This is a genomic window from Nocardiopsis kunsanensis DSM 44524, from assembly GCF_000340965.1.
In the GTDB taxonomy this organism is placed as follows: domain Bacteria; phylum Actinomycetota; class Actinomycetes; order Streptosporangiales; family Streptosporangiaceae; genus Nocardiopsis; species Nocardiopsis kunsanensis.
On record NZ_ANAY01000011.1, the window covers coordinates 43,903 to 66,155 of the forward strand.

Consider the following 22,253-nt stretch of genomic DNA (forward strand, 5'->3'; position numbering starts at 1 on the left):
CATGGCACAGAAGGTCCAGGTTTTCCTGGTCGACGACCTCGACGGCGGCGAGGCCGAGGAGACGGTGACGTTCGGGCTCGACGGCTCGATGTACGAAATCGACCTCAGTGCGGGTAATGCCGCCAAGCTCCGTGAAGCCCTCGGCTCCTTCGTCGAGGTGGCCCGCAAGGCACCGGCCAAGACCGGCCGCGGAGCGAAGAAGAGCAGCCGCAATACTCCCAGCCGCGAGCGCAGCGCCGAGATTCGCGCTTGGGCCAAGGCTGCGGGGAAGCCCGTCAATGAGCGTGGCCGTATCCCCGCTGCGATCGTCGCCGAATATGAGGCGGTCAAGGGATAGCTTTGCCGGTAGCCTCGGTTCGCCGAAATGTTGTCACTTCTTGATGAATGGCGCCGGTGGGCGCGAGGGGCATGGGCGCACATCCCGGGGCCGTGAACGAAAGGCCCTGTGACACGGGGATGCAGGGGATAACTCTGGGCCGTGGGTGCCGGGGGGCGACGCGGTCCGAACCGAAAATTCTTCAGTGGAGCGCGGCATGCGGAAGGCGCAGCCGCGCACTCCCGCGAGCGGCCGGTTCGCAGGGCCTCCCGCAGGTGCCTTCCCGGACTTGCGGCTGCTTGTACCACAAGATTCCGGTCAGACTCCTATCGTCTTCGAGCAGCGCGGTCTGTTCGCTCTCAGCAGATTAATTCGGCGTGCACAGGTGCGGCCCGGAGACCCCGTGAAGGTCGGAGGTCTCCGGGCCGTTCGCCTTCGGCGTACACCGAAATCTGACGAGGCAATTGGTAGTTGGATGTTGGGTGAACGCCCTATCGTCGGGGAAAGTCTCTGGCACGGGCGGCTGCGGCCGGCCTTGCGGAGGCGTCCGTCTTGGTCGGCGGGCCTGTCGTCCGGCCACGGACGGGTGCGGCAGAGCTCCCCGGGGCGGTTATCCCTGTGGGGCCGATATGCGGAAGAGTTGGGTCGGCAAACACCGTCCCTGCCTGACCGCTCTGTAGAGGAGCGACGAGACATGTTCGAGAGGTTTACCGACCGCGCGCGGCGAGTGGTGGTCCTGGCTCAGGAAGAAGCCAGGATGCTCAACCACAACTACATCGGTACGGAGCACATCCTGCTCGGCCTCATCCACGAGGGTGAGGGCGTCGCCGCCAAGGCCCTGGAGAGCCTCGGCATCAGCCTCGAAGCGGTTCGGCAGCAGGTCGAGGAGATCATCGGCCAGGGCCAGCAGGCGCCGTCGGGTCACATCCCCTTCACACCGCGCGCCAAGAAGGTCCTGGAGCTGTCGCTTCGCGAGGCACTCCAGTTGGGCCACAATTACATCGGGACCGAGCACATCCTGCTCGGTCTGATCCGTGAGGGCGAAGGCGTGGCCGCCCAGGTGCTGGTCAAGCTCGGCGCGGACCTCAACCGCGTGCGCCAGCAGGTCATCCAGCTCCTGCACGGATACCAGGGCAAGGAGGCCCAGACTTCGGGCGCCTCCTCCGAGTCCACCCCTTCCACCTCCCTCGTTCTCGACCAGTTCGGTCGGAACCTGACCCAGGCCGCCCGGGAGAGCAAGCTCGACCCGGTCATCGGTCGGGACCAGGAGATCGAGCGGGTCATGCAGGTCCTGTCGCGGCGGACCAAGAACAACCCGGTGCTCATCGGTGAGCCCGGTGTCGGTAAGACCGCCGTTGTCGAGGGCCTGGCACTCAAGATCACCAAGGGCGAGATCCCCGAGACGCTCAAGGACAAGCAGCTGTACACGCTGGACCTGGGCGCTCTCGTGGCCGGCAGCCGCTACCGCGGTGACTTCGAGGAGCGGCTGAAGAAGGTCCTCAAGGAGATCCGCACGCGCGGCGACATCATCCTGTTCATCGACGAGCTGCACACGCTGGTCGGCGCAGGGGCGGCGGAAGGTGCCATAGACGCCGCTTCCATCCTGAAGCCCATGCTGGCCCGGGGTGAGCTGCAGACCATCGGTGCGACCACGCTCGACGAGTACCGCAAGTACCTGGAGAAGGATGCGGCCCTGGAGCGGCGTTTCCAGCCGATCCAGGTCGACGAGCCCTCCACCGAGCACGCCGTCGAGATCCTCAAGGGGCTGCGCGACCGGTACGAGGCCCACCACCGGGTCTCCATCACCGACGAGGCCCTGGCGGCCGCGGCGCAGATGGCGGACCGCTACATCAGCGACCGCTACCTGCCGGACAAGGCCATCGACCTCATCGACGAGGCCGGTTCGCGGATGCGTATCCGCCGGATGACCGCTCCGCCGGACCTGCGCGAGTTCGACGACAAGATCGCCGACGTGCGCTTGGAGAAGGAATCGGCGATCGACGCGCAGGACTTCGAGAAGGCCGCGTCGTTGCGCGACGACGAGAAGCAGCTGCTGAACAAGAAGGCGCAGCGGGAGAAGGAGTGGAAGGCCGGCGACATGGACGTCGTGGCCGAGGTCGACGAGGAGCTCATTGCCGAGGTCCTGGCCGCCTCCACCGGTATCCCGGTCTTCAGGCTCACCGAGGAGGAGAGCTCCCGGCTGCTGCGCATGGAGGACGAGCTGCACAAGCGGGTCATCGGCCAGGAGGACGCCATCAAGGCGCTCTCCCAGGCGATCCGCCGTACCCGCGCCGGTCTGAAGGACCCCAAGCGCCCGGGTGGTTCGTTCATCTTCGCCGGCCCGTCCGGTGTCGGTAAGACCGAGCTGTCCAAGACCCTGGCCGAGTTCCTGTTCGGGGACGAGGAATCGCTGATCCAGCTCGACATGTCCGAGTTCATGGAGAAGCACACGGTCTCGCGGCTGTTCGGTTCCCCGCCCGGCTACGTCGGTTACGAGGAGGGCGGCCAGCTCACCGAGAAGGTGCGCCGCAAGCCGTTCTCCGTGATCCTCTTCGACGAGATCGAGAAGGCTCACACCGACATCTTCAACTCCCTGCTCCAGGTGTTGGAGGAGGGTCGTCTGACCGATGCCCAGGGTCGCAACGTCGACTTCAAGAACACGGTCATCATCATGACCACCAACCTGGGTACGCGGGACATCTCCAAGGGTGTGGCCATGGGCTTCGCCAAGGAGGACGACGCCGGCACCAACTACGAGCGGATGAAGTCCAAGGTCAACGAGGAGCTCAAGAACAGCTTCCGGCCGGAGTTCCTCAACCGTGTGGACGACGTCATCGTCTTCCACCAGCTGACCCAGAGGGAGATCTTCGAGATCGTCGACCTGATGATCTCCGGTCTCGACGCCCGCCTCAAGGAGAGGGACATGGGCATCGAGCTGAGGCCGAAGGCCAAGGAGGTGCTCTCCGAGCGCGGGTTCGACCCGGTCCTGGGCGCGCGGCCGCTGCGCCGCACGATCCAGCGGGACGTCGAGGACCAGCTCTCCGAGAAGATCCTCTTCGGCGACGTCAAGGCCGGCCAGATCGTCGTGATCGACGCCGAGGGCGAGGGCTCCGACGCGACCTTCACCTTCAAGGGCGTTCCGAAGCCGTCCAACGTCCCGGACACACCGGAGGTCGAGGAGTCGGCCGCCGGCACCGGCGAGTAACCACACGTACCGGTCGTGACCGGTCCTGGCGCGGGGGCGTCCCTCACGGGGCGCCCCCGCGGCGTGTGTTCGGGGGCATGGCGGCCCTGGCGGAGCGTTCGAGCGGGGGCTAGGGTTCCCACGTGACTGATGATCCTTCCCCCCGGGGCTCCGGTCCCGCACCGGAACCACGACAGGACGGCGCACGCCCGGCCCCGCGCCGGCCCGCCTCCGGCAACGGTTGGGGTTTCGCCGTCGGTCTGCTCGTCACCGGCCTGGTGGTCGCTGGGGGAGCGGTGGGATGCAACGTCCTGTTCGGCTCCCAGGGCCAGAATGCGGCGGGCGGCGCCGACATCGCCGACGTGAACCGTTCGGCCGGCCCCGTGGACCCCGACGAGATCGGGGTCGTGCAACGTTTCGGCGCCCCCTCGGCCTCGCACGTGGAGGTCGGGACGGAGGTGGAGTACGGGCTGCACCCGCCCGTGGGCGGCGACCACTACGACATCTGGCAGGACTGCGGTGTCTACGAGGAACCCGTCCGAACGGAGCTGGGTGTGCACTCCCAGGAGCACGGCGCGGTCTGGATCACCTATGACGAGGCGGTACTGGAACCCGACGAGGTCGAGACACTGGCGGCGTACTACAACCCGGGTGACTTCGTCCTGGTCAGTCCGATGGAGAACCTGCCCGCGCCCGTCGTCGCTTCGGCCTGGGGCGCGCAGGTGGCCTTGGAAGACCCTGCGGACCCGGTGTTGGAGGAGTTCCTGCGCGAGTTCGACCGCGGGGTCACCACCCCCGAACACGGCGGTCCGTGCAGTGGTGCCTACTCCGGGACCGAGGCCGAGTTCCAGGACGACGGTGAACAGCTCGAGGCCTTGGTGGAGGAGCACGGCTGAGCGGGGAGCGGGACGAGTGGGCCCTGCCGGTAGTGGCCCGGGGTACGCCGACACCGGCCCGTAGCGCTCCGGGCGCACCGACAGCGGCCGGACCGGTACCGGGCAGCCCGTGAGCGGGCCCGAGCGGGCCCCGGCGGGGCCTCAGCCGGGCAGCGCGAAGCGTCCGTCGTCCAACGGGTCGACGAGCCCGTCGGAGACCAGACCGTCCAGAGCGCGCTCGCGCTGGACCCCGTCGTCCCAGACCGCGTCCAGTGCGTCCTTGGGCACCGGGTGCTCGGCCTCACGCAACACAGCCAGCAGGCGGCCGCGTACCTGGCGGTCGGTGCCGGCATAGGTCTGTGCGCGCCGGGGCGGCCCGTCGTGGGCCGGTTTGCCGGCCAGCCGCCATGCGCACTGGCCGGCGATGGGGCAGTCCGCGCACTTGGGCGAACGTGCGGTGCACACCAACGCGCCCAGCTCCATGACCCCCACGGCCCAGCGCGCGGCGACCGACGGCGGCCCGGGCACGAGCGACTCGGCCAGCGCGACCTCGCCCTTGGTCTGGGTTTTCGGCGGGTACTCGATCCCGGTTTCGGCGCGGGCCAGGACCCGGCGCACGTTGGTGTCCAGAACGGCGTGGCGCTGTCCGAAAGCGAAGCTCGCAACGGCCGCGGCGGTGTAGGAACCCACCCCCGGGAGCGCCAGCAGGGTCGCGTGGTCGCTGGGTACCTCACCGCCGTGTTCCTCGGTGATGGCCACCGCGCACGCGTGCAGGCGCAACGCGCGGCGCGGGTAGCCGAGCCGGTTCCACATGCGTACGGCCTCACCCGAGGGCTCTTCGGCCAGGTCAGCGGGGGTGGGCCACCGTTCCATCCAGGCCTGCCAGGCAGGCAGGACCCGGACGACCGGGGTCTGCTGGAGCATGATCTCGCTGACGAGGATCGACCACGGCGAAGCATCGGGGGCACGCCAGGGCAGGTCGCGGGCGTTGGTCTCGTACCACGCCAGAACCGCTGTGCTGTAAGGGTTGTCGCTCATCTTTTATGGGAATTCGGCGGGTTGGGTAGGTGAGTGGCGCGCAAAAACGCAATACTACGGCCCATGGCGTCAAGTACCGGACACCCAGGAGCTGTCAGTCGCGAGACCTACTGGAAGCGGCGCGCCCTGGTGTTGGCGGCCTTCCTGGCGGTGATCGCTGTCCTGGCTTATGCCTGCTCGCCCTCGGCAGGCGAGGAGGGGCAGCAGAACCAGGCCGGGGCGGGCGGTGACACCGAGGCCTCTCCCAGTGTCCCACCGGAGGAGGACAGCGAGAGCGGGAACGACGAAGAGGAGACCGAGCCCACCGAGGACCCTTCCCCCTCCGAGGAACCCGCTGAGGACGCCGAAGGCGGCGGGGAGGAAGCGGACGGCGACGGCGACGGCGGCCCCGACGGTGGCAGCGGTGAGGCAGGCGGCTCCGAAATAGCCGCCCCCGAGAGCGCCGAGGACCCCTGCCGTCCCCAGGACGTCGTCGTCAGTTTCGACTTCGAGGAGAAGAAGGGCGAGGAGCAGCAGTACCCCGCCGGGGTGAACCCTTCCTTCGTCGTCGAGGCCGTCAACACCGGGGAGCAGACCTGCACCGTCGACGTCGGCCCCGAGGCACTGGAGATGGTGATCACCTCCGGCCAGGACTCGGTCTACTCCACGTCCCACTGCCGCAAGGGCGACACGAGCGACGAGCGTCAGCTCGACCACGGCCGCACGCACCGCTACGTCATCGACTGGGCGCGTGAGCGTTCCTTCTCCGACTGCCGGGGCACCGCATCGGCCGTCGGCAGCGGTTGGTACCACGCCGAGCTCGGCGGGACCTACAGCGGTGGCGCCGACGACCTGCGTTTCCGTATCGGCTGATCGGGCCCGGCCTCCGTGCCGGGTACCGGTTGTCCCGAACTCCGGCACGACAAGTACTTACCTGGTTACTATGTGTGCTGTCCACTGATTCCCACACGTCTCTGGAGTCATCGTGCAGCGCAGCATCCTCGGACCTGTCCTCGCCTGTACCGCAGCGGCCGCCTGTGCGGTCGGCCTCGCTGCTCCGGCGTCGGCGGCCCGCACCGACGCCGACTACGTGCTCACCATGGAGTTCGACAACTCCGGTGAGCAGCGCCAGGTCAGCCTCGACTGCGACCCCGCGGGCGGAACCCACCCCAACGCCGAGGAGGCCTGCGATCTGCTCGCCGAGGCCGGGACGATCGAGCAGATCCCCGCCGGCGAGGGTTTCTGCACGATGGAGTACAACCCCGTCACGGTCGAGGCCATGGGCGCAGAGGAGTACTCCGAGACCTTCGGCAACCCCTGTCAGCTCGGACTGGCCAAGGGCGCGGTCTTCGATTTCTGAGGGACGGCGGCCCGGTCACCCCTCGGCCGGGCGCCGCTTCGGGTGTTTGGCCACGTGGGTGAGGGCCTCGCTGAGCTCCTCGACCTCGTGGGTCTCGATCCCGGGGACCGGTTCACCGAAGCCCTTGGGCACCACCGCCAGGGTGAAGCCCAGACGCTGTGCCTCGGCGACCCGGCGGCGCACCCCGGTCACCGCCCGCACGTCCCCGGCCAGGCCCACCTCCCCGATGGCAACGAACCCGGAGGGCAGGGACTTGTCGTTGAAGGAGCTGCCCGCGGCGATCGCCAGGGCCAGGTCCACGGCCGGTTCGGCCAGGCGCACACCGCCCACGGTCGAGGTGTACACGTCCATGTTGGCGAGTTTCATCCCGGAGCGCTTTTCCAGGACCGCGAGGATCATGTTCACCCGTCCGGTGTCCAGCCCCGAGGTGGCCCGGCGCGGGGCCGGGAGCGGGGTGGGTGCGATGAGGGCCTGGATCTCGGTGATGAGGGGACGCTGTCCCTCCAGGGTCACGGTCACGCAGGTGCCGGAGACCGGGTCGGTGCGCTCGGTGAGGAACAGGCCGCTGGGATCGGGCAGGCCCTCGATGCCGTCCTCGGTGAGCTCGAAGCAGCCGATCTCGTCCGTGGGGCCGTAGCGGTTCTTGACCGCGCGCAGCAGCCGTAGCTGGGAATGGCGTTCGCCCTCGAACTGCAGGACCACGTCCACCAGGTGTTCGAGCAGGCGCGGGCCGGCGATGGAGCCGTCCTTGGTCACGTGGCCGACGAGCACGGTGGCGATGCCGCGTTCCTTGGCGATCTGGATGAGGGCGCCGGTGACCTGACGGACCTGGGTCACTCCGCCCGGAACGCCGCTGACCTCGGGCGAGACCATCGTCTGCACCGAGTCGACCACGAGCAGGCGCGGCGCGACCGCATCCACGTGGCTGACCAGGGAGGCGATGGAGGTCTCGGCGGCCAGGTAGAGCTGCTCGGACAAGGCGTCCAGGCGTTCGGCGCGCAGGCGTACCTGCCCGGCCGACTCCTCTCCGGTGATGTAGAGGACGGGCCCCTGCTGCGCGCGCATGGAGGCGACCTCGAGCAGGAGGGTCGACTTGCCCACACCGGGCTCGCCGGCGAGCAGCACGACCCCGCCGGGCACGGCGCCTCCGCCCAGTACACGGTCGAGTTCGTCCACTCCGGTGGGTACGGCCTCGGCGGTCTCCACGCTGATCTCGGTGATGGGCCGGGCCCGGGTGCTCACCGGGGCAGGTGCGACGGAGGCGGGAGCGGGTGCCCCGGCCTCCTCGACGGTGCCCCAGGCTTGGCATTCCCCGCAGCGGCCGACCCATTTGAGGGTGGACCATCCGCATTCGGTGCACCGGAACGTCGACTTCGCAGCTTTGGCCATGTCCGCCACGTTATCGGCACGGGCAGACACCACCGGATCCGTCCGCCGGAGGGCGGACACGCGAGCGGAGATACATGAAAGTTACCTACGAGGCAGGCGACCGAAGATGAAAATTATGTTAAGAATTCTCCAGGGTCTGTCGGGGTGGCGTAAGAACCGCGCTCCCCCACTCCATCCACCCCCGCTCACAGGAGAGGAGACCCGCGTGTTCCGTCCTGACGACACGTCGGCCCGCACCCCCGCCCCCGGGCGTCTGCGACGTTGGGCCGCCCGCGTGGCCCTGCCCGCTGCCGCGCTGCTGGGGCTGTCCCTGGCCGGCTCCCCCGTCGCCGCCGAGTCCGCCGATACGACCGGGGAGATCCCCGGGGCCGCGGCGTTCGAGGAGTACGTGGCGATCGGCGACTCCTTCACGGCCGGACCCCTGGTGGTCCAGCAGCAGGCCCCGCTCCTGGGCTGCATGCAGTCCGGCGCCAACTACCCCAAGATGCTCGCCGAACAGCTCGGTGTCGGCGAGCTCGTCGATGTGAGCTGTTCCGGTGCGGTCGTGGAGGACCTCTACGAGGCCCAGTTCCACGACCAGCCGGCCCAACTGGAGGCCCTGACCCCGGAGACCGATCTGGTCACCATCGGTATCGGCGGTAACGACTTCGGGTTCGCCGACGTGCTGATCGAGTGCGCCAAGCGCAGTGTCACCAATCCCTTCGGCAGTCCGTGTTCCGACTACTACGGGGACGAGCTCGACCAGCGCATCGAGAACATGCGCAGCGACATCTCCGGTGTGTTCGACGACGTCTCCGAACGCAGCCCGAACGCCACCGTGGTGTTCGTGGGTTACCTGCAGATCCTGCCCGAGAGCGGGGGCTGCTGGCCCACCGTGCCGGTCTCCAGCGGGGACGTGCCGTACCTGGACCAGGCCCAGATCGACCTCAATGCGATGCTCTCCGAGGAGGCCGCCGCGCACGGTGCGACCTTCGTGGACGTCTTCGAACGCGGTCACGACTCCTGCCAGCCCTCCGACGTGCGTTGGGTGGAAGGTGTGGTCCCCGAGAACTCCGCCGCTCCGGTCCACCCCAACCGGGCGGGGATGGAGGCCACGACCGCCTTCATCGGAGAGGCCCTGGAGGTGCCCGCTCCCTGACCCGGTCATGACCTGATCAGGCTCGGCCGCGCTCCCTTCGGGGCGCGGTCTTTTTGTGTCCTTATGTGGGGTTCGTGTGCCTGGAGCCAATCAGGTTTTTGCTCGTGTTGAGCCGTGCTTTGGCTACCTAGAGTGACTTCTTTCTTTCTGTGTGTGACCAATGAAGGAGTGATCGGTTGAGAGACCTGCGTCACAAGGGCGCGGGCAGCCGTGAGACCGCTGGAGGCATCCATGTATGAACCTCGGCATCACGAGCAAATCAAGGCCTGTCGAACACGCATCGTGAAACGGCAGGCCCGACCCGACCAGAACCCCGCGCGCGGGGCACGCGCACTCACGACCGCAGCGCTGGCCGCCGCCCTCGCAGTCGGAGCGGCCCCTGCGGCCGCCCACACCGCACAGGCCCCCTCGTCCCCGCCGACACCGCCCGCCGAGCGTGTCCACCAGTCCCTGTCCGACTCCACCGTGGAGCAGGTCATCGACGCCGCCGAGTCCCAGGCCGGCACCCCGTACGCCTGGGGCGGCACCGGGCCCGACTCCTTCGACTGCTCCGGCCTGGTGCAGTGGGCCTTCGGGGAGGCGGGCATCGACCTTCCCCGGGTCACCCACGACCAGGTCGCTCGAGGCAGCAAGGTCTCCTACGAGAACGCGCAGAGGGGCGACATCCTCTACTGGAGCGATGGCGGATACGCCTACCACGTCGCGATCTACCTCGGCGACGGCCGCATGATCGACGCCCCCAACTCCGGAGGCCGGGTCGGTGAGCGCGACGTCTACCACGCCAACCTCGCCGGAGCCGTCCGGCTCGGCTGACACCGGATGACTCGCCGCGGTGGTCACCGCACCGGCGAGCCCCGCACCACCGATCCCCGGTCCGTCCGTCCCGGTGGCGACGGACGGACCGGGACTCGCACCGACCCCTCCGCCACGCCGCCTTCACGGGGCGGGGAAGCACGGAGCCACCAGGAGCGCATAAACTGGGTCAGGTGAGCCCTATCCAGGTCCCAGACGCGCCCGTCGTCCTGTCGTCGGCGTCGGTCTACCCGGAGAAGACCCCGGCCGCCTTCGAGATCGCCGCGAAGTTGGGGTTCGACGGCGTGGAGGTCCTCGTCTCCTCCGATCCGGCGAGCCAGGACATCGACCTGCTGCGGCGTCTGTCGGACTACCACCAGATCCCCGTGACCGCTGTGCACTCGCCCTGTCTCGTCCTCACACAGAGGGTCTGGGGCAAGGACCCGTGGGGCAAACTCGTCCGCTCCAAGGAGATGGCCGAGGCCCTCGGTGCGAGCACCATCGTCGTCCATCCGGCCTTCCGCTGGCAGCGCGAGTACGCCCGCGACTTCGAACGCGGCATCGCCCGCATGCAGGACGAGACCGACGTCGTCTTCTCGGTCGAGAACATGTACCCGGTACGCGTACGAGAACGCGAGGTCGTGCCCTACGCGCCGAGCTGGAACCCTGTCGACCGCGACTACCCCGACGTCACACTCGACCTGTCGCACACCGCCATGTCCGGTTCCGACGCCATGGACATGGCCAAGCGCCTGGGCGACCGCCTCTCCCACGTCCACGTCGCCGACGGGTTCGGCGGCCAGAACATCGACGAGCACCTGATCCCCGGCCGGGGGCGCCAACCCGTCGCCCCGCTGCTCGAGCACCTGGCCACCAACGGGTACGGAGGACAGCTCGTGCTCGAGGTCAGCACACGCAAGGTCCCCGACCGCCAGGCGCGCATGCGCGAGCTCGCCGAGGCACTGGCCTTCACACGTCTGCACTTCGCACCGGCCCCTCAGGATCTCGCGGACTCCGGGGGCCGGCGCGAGCGCATCTCCCTGCTGCGCCGCCGTGCGGGAGAGCCGCCGCGCAACTTCTCCGTCGACCGGGACGGCACCGTCGACGAGGAGAGCGACGGCCGCGAGTGACAGGGCTCGTGGCCCCGTGTGTGCACGGACCGGGACGGCCCGTGCACACGAGCGCGCTGCGACCCATAGCGTGGAGGGGAGAGGGCGCGTCGGAGGGCGCCTTCCGCCGCCGCGACCGCTACTGCGCCGCCGGGCTCCCGTCGCGGACGTGAAGGCGGGCAGTGCCGGCCGGGCGCGCCCGAAAGAAAGGAATCCTCATGATCGCGATCATCGGCGCGGGCAAGATGGGCGAGGCCCTTCTCGCCGGAATGCTGGCCAAGGACCACGCGCAGCACGAGGTCCTCGTGACCGAACCGCGCGAGGAGCACGCCGACGAGCTGCGTGCCCGCTACGGGATCGACGTCGTGCCGTCGGAGGAGGCGGCCAAGCGGGCCGACACCCTGCTGCTCGCTCTCAAGCCCCACGACATGCCCGCTCTGCTGCAGCAGATCGGGCACCACTTGTCCGCCGACACCCTCGTCATCTCCGTCGCGGCCGGGTTGACCACCGAGGCGTTGGAGAGCCACCTGCCGGTGTCCGTGCCGGTCGTGCGCGCGATGCCGAACACCCCCGCGCTGGTGGGCGAGGGCATGACGGCGCTGGCCGGCGGAAGCCACGCCGGCCCCGAGCACCTGGAGCGCGCGGAGCAGCTCCTGGGCACGGTCGGTGAGGTCATCAGGCTCGAGGAACGCCACATGGACACCGTGACGGCGATCTCCGGTAGCGGGCCGGCCTACTTCTACTTCATCGCCGAGACCATGGTCGAGGCCGGCGTGGCCATGGGTATGCCGCGCGACACGGCTCAGCGGTTGGTCGGGCACACGGTCACCGGCGCCGCTGCGATGCTGGAGGGGACCGGTGAACACCCGGTCGTGCTGAGGGAGAACGTCACTTCGCCCGGGGGCACCACAGCGGCGGCGCTGCGCGAGCTCGAGCGGCACGGGGTGCGCACCGCCTTCACCGACGCGATCGAGGCCGCGCGGGACCGCAGCCGGTCGTTGTCGCAGAGCTGAGTCCGGGGGAGGGGCCGCAAACGGCCAGAACCCGGGGACTGACGTCCTTTTTTCCTCTTCGTCGTTATTCTGGAGGGCGGGGCTGGTCAGGCCCCGTGTCCCTCCCTCCACACCTCAGGCTCTCCCATGACACATGAGCATCCCCCTTCCGGACCGCCCTGGCCGTCGGAAGAGGATCCCCCGCATCCTCATGCTCCTTCGGGCGGCAACACCCCGCCGTCAGGCCCTCCCCCGATCGGGCCCCCTGCGGGCGGGCAGCCCCCGGGTCCGCCGCCGGGCTCTCAGCCCTCGGGCGCGAACCCCCCGCACCCCGGTCACGGCGGACCCGTGCCGCCCGGTCCACCGCACCAGCAGCCCCTGCCCTCGGGCGGCACACCTGCGGCCGGCGGTGCGCCCCCCTTCGGTGGTCCCGGCGCTCCCATGGGCCCCGGCGGGGCGGGACCCCCGGAACTCGGCCTGTTCTCCTCGCCCTCCGCGCGCCGGGCCGGGCTGCTCAACCTCTCCGGGGTCGGCGCCGGATACGCACACCTCAAGCAGTGGCCGTTCTTCGCCGCCGCCCTCATCATCACCACAGGCCTGCTCATCACCGCCGGCATCATGGGCGCGGCCGACAGCCTGCTCGTCTGGGCGCCCATCTTCCTCGTCTGGATCCTCACCGCCGTGGTGCACGGGCTCTTCGCCGGCCGCGCCCGCGACCGGCGCGCCCTGACCCGGGGAGAACCCCTCCCACGCACACGCGGGCCCCTGCTCACCGCCGCCGGACTGGTCGTCGCTGTCACCGCTGCTCTGCTCGGCGTGTGGCAGACGGGGGAGTGGCAACTGCGCAGTGCCGACGCTCTCCACGGTGAGGGGCGGTGTTCGGAGGCCGCCGAGGCCTACGAACGGATCGAGAACGGGTTCCAGCTCTCCTTCTCCCCCTCCCTCATGGACCGTGCCCGAGAGGGCACCGATGCCTGTGCCCGACTCGAACGAGCGCAGCAAGGCGTCGACGACGGCGAGTTCGAGCAGGCGCTGGACGATTACGCGGCCTACTTCGAGATGCCGCGCTCGGTCTGGAAGGACAGCGACGGCGAGATCGCACGGATCCACCTCGACTTCGCCCAGAACCTCGCCGAGGACGGGGACTACGAAGGCGCCCAGGAGGTCTACTCGATCATTCCGCAGGACTACGAGGGCACCGCGGCCGCAGAGGAGGCCCCTGGTGCGCTCATGGACCTGTACCGGGACGGCACCTCCTCCTACGGGGGCGACGACGAGTGCACTGCCTTCGAGGAGATCGACGTCTTCGCCGGCCTCGACTGGGAGGCGGCCCCGAGCGTGGCCAACGCGATCGGGAACGAGCACCCCGACGCGGCCCTGGGCTGCGGGTGGTACAGCCTCGACGCCGGCGACCCCGACACCGCCGACGACATGCACACCGTGCTGGCCGAGGACTACCCCGACCACCAGCCCGATGACGTCGAGAACCTCGAGCAGCAGGTGGGCGCAGGGTTCGTCGAGCAGGAGATGGACGTGCTCGTCGCGGTGGGGGAGGAGACCCTCGAACTGCAGCGCACCGGAGAGGGCGGCGGCGACAAGACGACGCTGTCCTTCGGCAACGACTCGCCCTACGAGATGAAGCTCCTCTACGTGGGGCCCGACGGTGAGCACGGCGAAGTCACCGCTGAGGCCTGCGAGGACTGCGAGGTCTACGACGATCTGCCGACGGGCGACTGCCCCAGCGGTATCGACACTCTGGAGGCCGAGATCGAGCCGGGTGAGTACCGCGTCGTCATCGGCTTCCCCGGCCAGGGCGGAGTGCTCCACGGTGAGTCCGTGGAGTTCGGGGCCGGCGAGACCTACGAGGACTGCTTCTTCCTGGTCAACGAATGACCTCCACAGGTGTGTCCGGGCTCTCACCGTAGGGCCCGGGCCGCACGGACATCCTTGCCGCGGGCGGATCCGAACGACGGAGCCGCCCGCGGCCTCTCGCGGTGTGCCCCCCGGGGTCGGCGCCACCTGCGGGCTTGCGTACTGTGTGCTCCGGAACACGCACACCTGGAACGGGGGTCACCACATGGGAGGGCGCACGTCCTGCTCGCTTCGGGTGGCATGGGACGAAGGATTCACCAGCTACGATTTCGGCCCGCAACACCCGATGGCGCCGATCCGGGTCGAACTGGCCATGGCGCTCACCCGGGAGCTCGGCATCCTCGACACACCGGGTGTGGAGCTGCTGGATGTCGAACCCGCCTCCGACGAGCTCCTCTCCCTCGTGCACTCACCCGCCTACATCGAGGCGGTCAAACAGGCCGGGCGCACCCTGGAACCCAACGACGAGCACATGCTCGGCACCGCCGACAACCCCGTCTTCCCCGACATGCACGACGCCGCCGCACTCATCTCCGGCGCGTCCGTGGCCGCGGCCGAGTCGGTCTGGACGGGGCGCAGCGCCCACGCCGCCAACGTGGCCGGCGGCCTGCACCACGCCATGCGCGACAACGCCTGGGGGTTCTGCGTCTACAACGACCCGGCGCTGGCCATCGCCTGGCTCCTGGAACAGGGCGCCAAACGCATCGCCTACGTCGACGTGGACGTCCACCACGGCGACGGTGTGCAGAACGCCTTCTACGACGATCCGCGTGTGCTCACCATCAGCCTCCACGAATCGCCGACGACCCTCTTCCCCGGTACCGGGATGTCCGGCGAGACCGGCGGACCCGGCGCCGAGGGTTACGCCGTCAACGTGCCGTTGCCCGCGGGAACCGGCGACGAAGGGTGGCACCGCGCCTTCCAGGCCGTGGTTCCGCCCCTGCTGCACGAGTTCCAACCCGAGATCCTCGTGTCCCAGCAGGGCTGTGACACCCACGCCCTCGACCCCCTCGCCAACCTGACCCTGAGCGTGGACGGCCAGCGCCGCGCCTACCAGGAGCTGCACCAGCTCGCGCAGAAGACCGCCGGCGGGCGCTGGCTCCTCTTCGGCGGCGGTGGGTACGGGCTCGTGCAGGTCGTGCCCCGAGCCTGGACCCACCTGTTGGGTGAGGCCGCCGGGGTTCCCGTGGACCCCGACGCCGAGACCCCGCAGAGCTGGCGCGACTTCGTCCGGAAACGCACCGGTGAGCTCGCCCCGCTCTACATGACCGACGGTCGCGAGGTCTCCTTCACGCCTTTCGAGGAGGGCTACGACCCCGGCAAACCTCTCGACCGGTCCATCCACGCCACACGCACCGCGGTCTTCCCCAGCCACGGGATCGACCCGACCCTGTGACGAGAACGTGTTCCGCGGCGTGAAGGATGACGGTGGCCGCGAGAGCGTCTCGGGTCGGAACAGGTCACGAATCGGACCGGAACGGGCGTCGGTCGCGCGAAGCGGGTAGGAAGACGTTCGAGTACGGGCGAACGGGACTCGACGCGGTGGTGGCCGTGCGGTGAACCACGTGTCTCCCGCGCAGACGACGGAACGGAAGGGGACGCCGGTGACGCCGCCGAAACGAGCTGAACTCATCACCTACCTGGTGAGGACCGGGATCGCCGGTCATGTGGACACGCCTCGCCAGAACAACCTCAAGCACTACCGGCGGCTCGTCGAGAACGACCCCTACCACCAGTTCGGGCTCACCTTCGGGCACGAATGGTCCTTCGACGAGGTCCTGTCCCTGATGACCAAACGCTGCGGGGTGGTGGGCGACCCCGACTACTCGTGGGGCATCGACACCATCGACCCCGATCTGACCGTGGACGCCCTCGAAGTTCTCGCCGACCGTATGGCCCTGGCGGCGGAACGGCAGGAGACGGTCATGTTCGCGACGGGGCACCCCACCAAACTCCGGGAGACCTACAGGTCCTGGAAGGACGCGCTCGCCCGACACGGGTGTGCGGTGGTGACAGCGGCAGGGGGCTACTCCTACGAGGTGACCACCGAGCGCCCGCCCACGCAGCGCATCGTCGAGTGGGAGGAGGAGATCGCCATCGTCACCGACGGCCACCTCCCGCGGCACAGCCACCATCCGTTCGCGATGCGTGCCATCCTCGAAGCGCTCACACAGCGCGGTGAAGCGTGGCCGCAGTTGGTCATCGCCGATCACGGTTTCGCGGGTGCGGCAGGTGAGGCCGGAGTGCCGACCGTGGGTTTCGCGGACTGCAACGACCCGGCCCTGTTTCTGGGTGAGCACGAGGGAAAACTACTGGTCACCGTGCCTATGGACGACGGATATCTGACCGAGGACTACGCCCCTCTGCGGGAGTACGTCCTGGCGCGGGCCGGACTTCTCTGAACGAGTTCGACCATTTATACCCACCGTTAAACATCATCGGGCCCCGTGAGAGGCGGGAGGAGCCGGAGGAACGGAAAACGGTCTTTCGTCGACGGGAACTCCGCTCTACTCTGAAAACGGACGTGTCAAAAGTGAAAGCACGACACGCTGGCATGGCTTTGGGGCGGGCACGTACCGGGGTCGCCCGCCGTCCGCCATCGCCGGGTCGAACGGTAGACAATATTCACGTCCGGGAATGAGGGCGTCGGAAGATGAACGGGAGCAAGCTGCCTCTCGACGAGGTCAGGTTCTTGACCGTGGCGGAGGTCGCCACGATCATGCGTGTGTCCAAGATGACCGTTTACCGAATGGTGCACTCCAGGGATCTCCCCGCGATTCGTGTGGGGCGCTCCTACCGGGTGCCCGAGCGGGCCGTGCACGACTACCTCCGCGAGGCTTTCGTCGAGGCTGGTTGACCGGCAGGGCGGCCGAGGCAGGGCATGACCGCCCGCGCCTCGGCGGCCGCCCCGTAGCGCACAGGGGCGGTGTCCCCCACACACCGCCCCTCCACGGGAACCGCCTCCACGGATCCCGCCGCAGGACCCGCCTGCCTCGACCACCCACTCGTGCCGGGGTGCCTCCGGCTCGGCCAGGGCGTCTACTACACTTTGTCGTTGTTGTAGTCAGTCCTGTTCACACCCCGTTCGCGAGGCTCGCTCGATGCGCAGAACCAGAACCGGTGCGCGACCGCGGAACTCCGTGGCGCGTACCGTGGCGGCCGTGTCCGTCGCCGCTCTCGCCCTGTCCGGATGCGCTGGGGGGAACGAGGTCCAGACCGGAGGGGAGGACGACCGCTTCATCTCCGGCGACGGCAGTGCGACCGCGTTCGACGCCGGCGAGCGCGAACCCGCCCCCGAGGTCGAAGGCACCACCTTCGAGGACGAGAGCCTCGCACTGAGCGACTACGAGGGCGAGATCCTCGTCGTCAACGTGTGGGCGAGCTGGTGCGGCCCCTGCCGGGCCGAGCAGCCCGTGCTCGACGAGGTCCACGAGGAGTACACCGGCCTGGGCGTGGAGTTCCTCGGTGTGAACATCAAGGACGACCGCACTGCGGCCGAGGCCTACACCGAGAACAAGGGTGTGGCCTACCCCAGCCTCTACGACCAGCCCGGAGAGGTCCCGCAGGCCTTCCGCGACACCGTGCCCCCGCGGGCGATCCCCAGCACGCTGGTCATCGACCCCGCGGGTGACATCGCCGCCCGCGTCATCGGCCCCACCACCTACGGTCAGCTCACCGACCTGCTGAACCCGGTCGTCACGGAGTTCGACCTCGGAGACCCGGAGGAACGTCCGCGGGTGGCCGAACAGGAGGCCGAGGAGGAGCAGGAGGAACAGGACTCCGAAGAGAGCAGCGGAACCGACGACGGTGCCGCCGAGGGAGACTCCGAGTAATGGACCCCATCGGCACTACCGTCCTGAGCGGCTCCCTCCTCCTCGCGGCACCCCTCGCCCTGGCAGCCGGGCTCGTGTCCTTCCTGTCCCCGTGCGTGCTTCCGTTGGTACCCGGTTACCTCTCCTACGTGACCGGGATGAGCGGCACCCAGGTCAGGCAACGGACCTCCGGCGAGGGCGGGGGCGGAACCGCGACCGTCGCCGATGTCGACGCCGAACTCGCGACCCGCCGCTGGACCATGGTCACCGGAAGCGTCCTGTTCATCGCCGGGTTCACGCTCGTGTTCGTGGCAGTGGGCGGTTTCATCGGCTGGCTCGGCGACCTCTTCATCGAGTACACCGACCCCATCACCCGGGTCCTCGGTGCGCTCACCATCGTCCTCGGTCTGGCCTTCATGGGGCTCGTGCCCGGATTCGCGCGCCAGTTCCGTTTCACGTGGCTGCCCAAGGCCGGACTGGCCGGGGCCCCGCTGCTCGGGATCCTCTTCGGTCTGGGCTGGACCCCCTGTATCGGCCCGACCCTGGCCGCCGTCCAGAGTCTGGCCTTCGTCGAGGGCGGAGCCGGACGGGGCATGTTCCTCTCGATCCTCTACTCCATCGGCCTGGGTCTGCCCTTCGTCGTGGCGGCGCTGGCCTACCGGCGAGCCCTGGGTACCTTCGCCTGGCTCAGGCGGCACATACGCACGGTCACCGTCGCCGGTGGCCTCATGCTCGTCCTCGTCGGCCTTCTGATGGTCAGTGGTCTGTGGGCCGAGCTCACGATCGCCATGCAGCAGTGGGTCGGGAACTTCCAGACGGTGATTTGATGACCACGACCACGTCCGAGGCCTCCACCGACTCCGGTGGACCGCCCGAGAAGAAACCCAAGGGGCTCGGCCCGATCGGCTGGCTCCGCTGGGCCTGGCGCATCCTGACGTCCATGCGCACCGCACTGATCCTGCTGTTCCTGCTCGCGGTCGGTGCCATCCCCGGATCGATCCTGCCGCAGAACGGGGTCAGCGTCGACGAGGTCGACCAGTACTTCCGTGAGAACCCCGATCTGGCGCCGGTCCTCGACACCCTCTACCTCTTCGACGTCTTCTCCTCGCCCTGGTACGCGGCGATCTACCTGCTGCTGTTCGTCTCGTTGACCGGCTGTGTGATCCCCCGTGCGATGACCCATGCCAAGGCACTGCGCGGTCGGCCGGTGCGGACACCGAAGAACCTGCAGCGCATGCCCTACGCGGCGACCTTCAGCACCGATGCGGCGCCCGAGACCGCTCTGAAGCAGGCGGAGAAGCTCCTCAAGGGGTACCGGACCGAGCGCTACGGGGACTCGGTGTCCAGCGAGACCGGATACCTGCGCGAGGCCGGCAACGTGCTCTTCCACGTCGCCCTCATCGCTCTGCTCCTCGCCCTGGCCGCCGGGTCGTTCTTCGGGTACCGCGGAAACATGCTCATGGTCGAGGGGGAGGGCTTCGCCAACACCCTCCCCTCCTACGACGCGATCTACCCGGGGCACTGGACCGACACCGACCGGATGGAGCCCTTCACCCTCCAGCTCGACGACTTCGAGGCGGTCTTCCTCGAGGAGGGCAAGTTGCGCGGCCAGGCCGACTCCTACTCCGCAGACATGACCTACCGCGAGTCGCCCGGGGTCGAGGAACAGACCCACGAGCTGGAGGTCAACCATCCGCTGAACGTCGACGGCGTGCAGGTCTACCTACTCGGTCACGGCTACGCCCCCGAGTTCGAGGTCCGCAACGCCGAGGGCGAGGTGGTCTTCGACCAGGCGGTGCCGTTCCTGTACCGCGACACCATGAGCTTCACCTCCGACGGCGTCGTCAAGGTGCCCGACACGGGCGGCGAGGAACTCGGTTTCACGGGCGTGTTCCTGCCGACGGCCACCGAAAACGAGCAGGGTGAACTCGTCTCCTCCTTCCCGGGTCCGGAGAACCCCGTGGTCACGATGGAGGCCTACCAGGGCGACCTGGGCATGCACGAACCCCAGTCGGTCTACCAACTCCGGACCCAGGACCTGGAACAGATCGGCGAGTCCACGGTCATGGAGATGGGCGACACCTGGGAGCTGCCCGACGATGCCGGCTCCATCACCTTCAGTGGTTACAAGGAGTTCATCAGTCTCCAGAGCAACCGGGACGGATCCCGGCCCTTCGCCCTGGGCGCCGCGGCGACCGCGGTCGGCGGCCTGCTCCTGACCCTGTTCGTGCGTCCGAGGCGGGTCTGGGTACGTGCCACCGAACGGGAGGACGGCCGCACCGAAGTCGTCCTGGCCGGGCTCGGCAAGACCGAGGTGGCCGCCAACAATCAGGAGTTCCACGAACTCACCACCACGCTCGCCGGCCGGCTCCGCAGTACTCGGACCGGCGAGGGCCCCAACCCATCCGACCCCCCAGAATCGACGAACACGAGGGAGTGACCGGTGACGTACACACTCGCCGGACCAGCGGACGAGGCGATGACCTCGACCAGTGACACGTTGATCATCGCGATGATCGTCGTGTACTCGGTCGCCCTGTTCCTTTTCGCTGTCGAGGCCGCCTACGGCCGACGCACCGCACTCAAGTCCGGCAAGCTCATGCCGGTCGCCGCGGGCGGCCAGGAGGGCGAGGACGAGGACATCCACGTCAACGTCCGCACCACCGAGGGTGAGGCCAAGGCACCCCAGAGCGTCGTCGGCAAGATCGCCCTGGGCGTCACCGGGTTCGGCTTCCTGCTGAGTCTGGCCCAGATCGTCACCCGCGGCCTGGCCGCGGAGCGTTGGCCCTGGGGCAACATGTTCGAGTTCATCGTGGCGATGTGCCTGGTCGCCGTCGGCGCGCTGCTCTTCGCGGCATGGCGCTACCAGGCCCGCTTCCTCGGTGTCTTCGTGCTGGTCCCCGTGGTGGTCCTGCTCGGGATCGGCGCGCGCTGGCTCTACGTGGAACCGGGGCCGCTGATCCCGGCCCTGCAGTCCTACTGGGTGCCGATCCACGTGACCGCCACCATCATCGCCGGCGGGGCCTTCATGGTCTCCGGTGCCGCTGCCGTCACCTACTTGATCGCCCGCCGCGCGGAGGACAAGCGGGCGGCCGGACACAAGGTCTCCGGGGTGGCCGGCAAACTGCCCAGCTCCGAGCTGTTGGACCGCATCTCGCACCGGATGGTCCTGTTCGCGTTCCCGCTGTGGACCTTCGCGATCATCGCCGGCGCCATCTGGGCCGACGAGGCCTGGGGCCGCTTCTGGGGCTGGGACCCCAAGGAGGTCTGGTCCTTCATCTCATGGGTGATCTACGCGGCCTACCTGCACGCGCGGGCCACCGGTGGTTGGCGGGGACGCGGAGCCACCTGGATCAACGTGCTGGGCTTCGCGACGGTCATGTTCAACTTCTTCGCCGTGAACTACATGTTCAGCGGGCTGCACTCCTACGCCTGACGGGGCGGGCCGTCCGCCCGCGCGGGGCCGTACCCCGAGGCGGGCCCGAACGTACCGAGGGCCGGACCCGGCATACAGCCCGGTCCGGCCCTCGGTACGTCCGGGGCGGTGCCCCGGACGGTTTCACGTGAGCGCGTGTGCGGTCATTCGTCCGGGTCGATGCGCCGGTTGATGTTCCGCAGGAACTCGGGGTCGTCGTCCGGACCGAGTGGGCGAGACGGGTCCGAGGGCCTGGCGAAGTCTGACGGGTCGAGGTCGTCCGCCGAACGACCGAGATCGCTCTGGGCGGGTCCGTCGCCTTGGGCGGCCATCGGCCCGTACGGGCGCCCCAGGAGCATCCACAGGACCGCACCGACGGCCGGGAACAGGACGATCACGACCATCCACAAGATCTTGGGCAGATTCCGGATCTCTTGCTTGGGCGTGGTCATGGCGTCGAAGAACGCGTACACCCACAGAACGATCGTTGCGAACGTGATCAGGCCACCGAGCCACAGCATGCCCCAAGCCTATCCTGCCGATGCTTCTCCGACACAGGGTGTTCCGCCGTGGTCGCCGGTCTCACGGCCAGGGGTGAAGTCTCCCTCAGTGCGTCTCGCTCGGTTCCCCGAGCAGCAGTGCGCGCACCTCCGATTCGCGGAAACGGCGGTGGCCGCCGGGGGTGCGGATGCTGCTGATCCGTCCCGACGCGGCCCAACGCGTCACGGTCTTGGGATCAACCCGGAAGAGTGAAGCCACTTCCCCGGGGGTCAACAGGCGTTCGTTTGCTCGTTCCACCTTCACATTCCCCCAATCTTGCCCGCCTTGGAGTCTGAGGGAGGCGGGCGTTTGATCCCCTAGTGTGCACGAGTCGGTCCGTTTCCTCCCTAGTTTTCGGAGAAATTGCGGTGTTGGGGGGAGGAGTGCGAGATATGTGACCGGAACGTGATGTCCCGGCCCGGCTGTCGGGATTGGAAAACAT

21 protein-coding genes are annotated in these 22,253 nt (G+C 68.7%); 17 read left to right on the forward strand and 4 right to left on the reverse strand.

The genetic code is table 11. From position 1 onward, the window contains the following. Position 1 precedes the first annotated feature (1 nt). The 3 genes from D456_RS0108865 (at position 2) to D456_RS23885 (ending at position 4,396) form a co-directional block, all read left to right on the forward strand. Positions 2-337: a histone-like nucleoid-structuring protein Lsr2 gene (locus D456_RS0108865; RefSeq protein ID WP_017575817.1), complete on the forward strand. Its 336-nt coding sequence runs from the start codon at positions 2-4 to the stop codon at positions 335-337. Between the two features lie 673 nt (positions 338-1,010). Beyond that, complete coding sequence (locus tag D456_RS0108870; protein WP_083904544.1) at positions 1,011-3,521, forward strand: ATP-dependent Clp protease ATP-binding subunit; 2,511 nt, start codon at positions 1,011-1,013, stop codon at positions 3,519-3,521. 122 nt (positions 3,522-3,643) lie between these two features. Continuing rightward, positions 3,644-4,396: a DUF3105 domain-containing protein gene (locus D456_RS23885; RefSeq protein WP_017575819.1), complete on the forward strand. Its 753-nt coding sequence runs from the start codon at positions 3,644-3,646 to the stop codon at positions 4,394-4,396. Between the two features lie 141 nt (positions 4,397-4,537). Here the strand turns inward: D456_RS23885 and D456_RS0108880 are convergent, their stop codons facing one another. Beyond that, positions 4,538-5,413 (reverse strand): HhH-GPD family protein, encoded by an 876-nt coding sequence (locus D456_RS0108880; protein ID WP_017575820.1) that lies wholly within the window; start codon positions 5,411-5,413, stop codon positions 4,538-4,540. A 63-nt stretch (positions 5,414-5,476) separates the two neighbouring features. Here D456_RS0108880 and D456_RS0108885 point away from each other — a divergent pair, with 63 nt between their 5' ends. Then, entirely contained in the window at positions 5,477-6,265 is a 789-nt protein-coding gene (locus D456_RS0108885) for a hypothetical protein (protein ID WP_040698976.1), read from the forward strand. A 112-nt stretch (positions 6,266-6,377) separates the two neighbouring features. Next, the gene (locus D456_RS0108890) at positions 6,378-6,752 is read left to right on the forward strand and encodes an SSI family serine proteinase inhibitor (protein ID WP_017575822.1); all 375 of its coding nucleotides are present in this window, start codon (positions 6,378-6,380) and stop codon (positions 6,750-6,752) included. A gap of 15 nt (positions 6,753-6,767) precedes the next feature. Here the strand turns inward: D456_RS0108890 and radA are convergent, their stop codons facing one another. Then, a complete protein-coding gene (gene radA / locus D456_RS0108895; protein ID WP_040699024.1) occupies positions 6,768-8,141 on the reverse strand; it encodes a DNA repair protein RadA in 1,374 nt (457 codons plus the stop codon). A 205-nt stretch (positions 8,142-8,346) separates the two neighbouring features. Here radA and D456_RS0108900 point away from each other — a divergent pair, with 205 nt between their 5' ends. From D456_RS0108900 to ccsB, 12 genes are all read left to right on the forward strand, one after another. Continuing rightward, a complete protein-coding gene (locus tag D456_RS0108900; RefSeq protein ID WP_017575824.1) occupies positions 8,347-9,279 on the forward strand; it encodes an SGNH/GDSL hydrolase family protein in 933 nt (310 codons plus the stop codon). A 231-nt stretch (positions 9,280-9,510) separates the two neighbouring features. Further along, entirely contained in the window at positions 9,511-10,092 is a 582-nt protein-coding gene (locus D456_RS0108905; protein ID WP_026115707.1) for a C40 family peptidase, read from the forward strand. 173 nt (positions 10,093-10,265) lie between these two features. After that, positions 10,266-11,201, forward strand: coding sequence for a sugar phosphate isomerase/epimerase family protein (locus tag D456_RS0108910; protein WP_017575826.1), 936 nt, complete (start codon positions 10,266-10,268; stop codon positions 11,199-11,201). 197 nt (positions 11,202-11,398) lie between these two features. Further along, positions 11,399-12,193, forward strand: coding sequence for a pyrroline-5-carboxylate reductase (proC, locus tag D456_RS0108915; RefSeq protein WP_017575827.1), 795 nt, complete (start codon positions 11,399-11,401; stop codon positions 12,191-12,193). Between the two features lie 420 nt (positions 12,194-12,613). Next, a complete protein-coding gene (locus D456_RS0108920) occupies positions 12,614-14,065 on the forward strand; it encodes a hypothetical protein (protein ID WP_017575828.1) in 1,452 nt (483 codons plus the stop codon). Between the two features lie 214 nt (positions 14,066-14,279). Beyond that, entirely contained in the window at positions 14,280-15,440 is a 1,161-nt protein-coding gene (locus D456_RS0108925) for an acetoin utilization protein AcuC (protein WP_026115708.1), read from the forward strand. A gap of 208 nt (positions 15,441-15,648) precedes the next feature. Next, positions 15,649-16,446 (forward strand): phosphatase, encoded by a 798-nt coding sequence (locus tag D456_RS0108930; RefSeq protein ID WP_017575830.1) that lies wholly within the window; start codon positions 15,649-15,651, stop codon positions 16,444-16,446. 251 nt (positions 16,447-16,697) lie between these two features. After that, positions 16,698-16,901, forward strand: coding sequence for a helix-turn-helix domain-containing protein (locus D456_RS0108935; protein ID WP_017575831.1), 204 nt, complete (start codon positions 16,698-16,700; stop codon positions 16,899-16,901). Between the two features lie 244 nt (positions 16,902-17,145). Continuing rightward, positions 17,146-17,877, forward strand: coding sequence for a TlpA family protein disulfide reductase (locus tag D456_RS0108940; protein WP_051049431.1), 732 nt, complete (start codon positions 17,146-17,148; stop codon positions 17,875-17,877). Beyond that, positions 17,877-18,683 (forward strand): cytochrome c biogenesis CcdA family protein, encoded by an 807-nt coding sequence (locus D456_RS0108945; RefSeq protein WP_017575833.1) that lies wholly within the window; start codon positions 17,877-17,879, stop codon positions 18,681-18,683. Before D456_RS0108940 ends, D456_RS0108945 begins: the two co-directional genes overlap by 1 nt. Then, positions 18,683-20,296 (forward strand): cytochrome c biogenesis protein ResB, encoded by a 1,614-nt coding sequence (gene resB / locus D456_RS23890; protein ID WP_017575834.1) that lies wholly within the window; start codon positions 18,683-18,685, stop codon positions 20,294-20,296. Before D456_RS0108945 ends, resB begins: the two co-directional genes overlap by 1 nt. Positions 20,297-20,299: 3 nt before the next feature. Then, a complete protein-coding gene (gene ccsB, locus D456_RS0108955) occupies positions 20,300-21,292 on the forward strand; it encodes a c-type cytochrome biogenesis protein CcsB (protein WP_017575835.1) in 993 nt (330 codons plus the stop codon). Between the two features lie 143 nt (positions 21,293-21,435). Here ccsB and D456_RS0108960 read toward each other — a convergent pair whose 3' ends face one another. Both D456_RS0108960 and D456_RS0108965 read right to left on the reverse strand, forming a co-directional pair. Next, positions 21,436-21,792: a PLD nuclease N-terminal domain-containing protein gene (locus tag D456_RS0108960; protein ID WP_017575836.1), complete on the reverse strand. Its 357-nt coding sequence runs from the start codon at positions 21,790-21,792 to the stop codon at positions 21,436-21,438. An 85-nt stretch (positions 21,793-21,877) separates the two neighbouring features. After that, complete coding sequence (locus tag D456_RS0108965; RefSeq protein WP_017575837.1) at positions 21,878-22,075, reverse strand: BldC family transcriptional regulator; 198 nt, start codon at positions 22,073-22,075, stop codon at positions 21,878-21,880. Between the last annotated feature and the right edge of the window lie 178 nt (positions 22,076-22,253).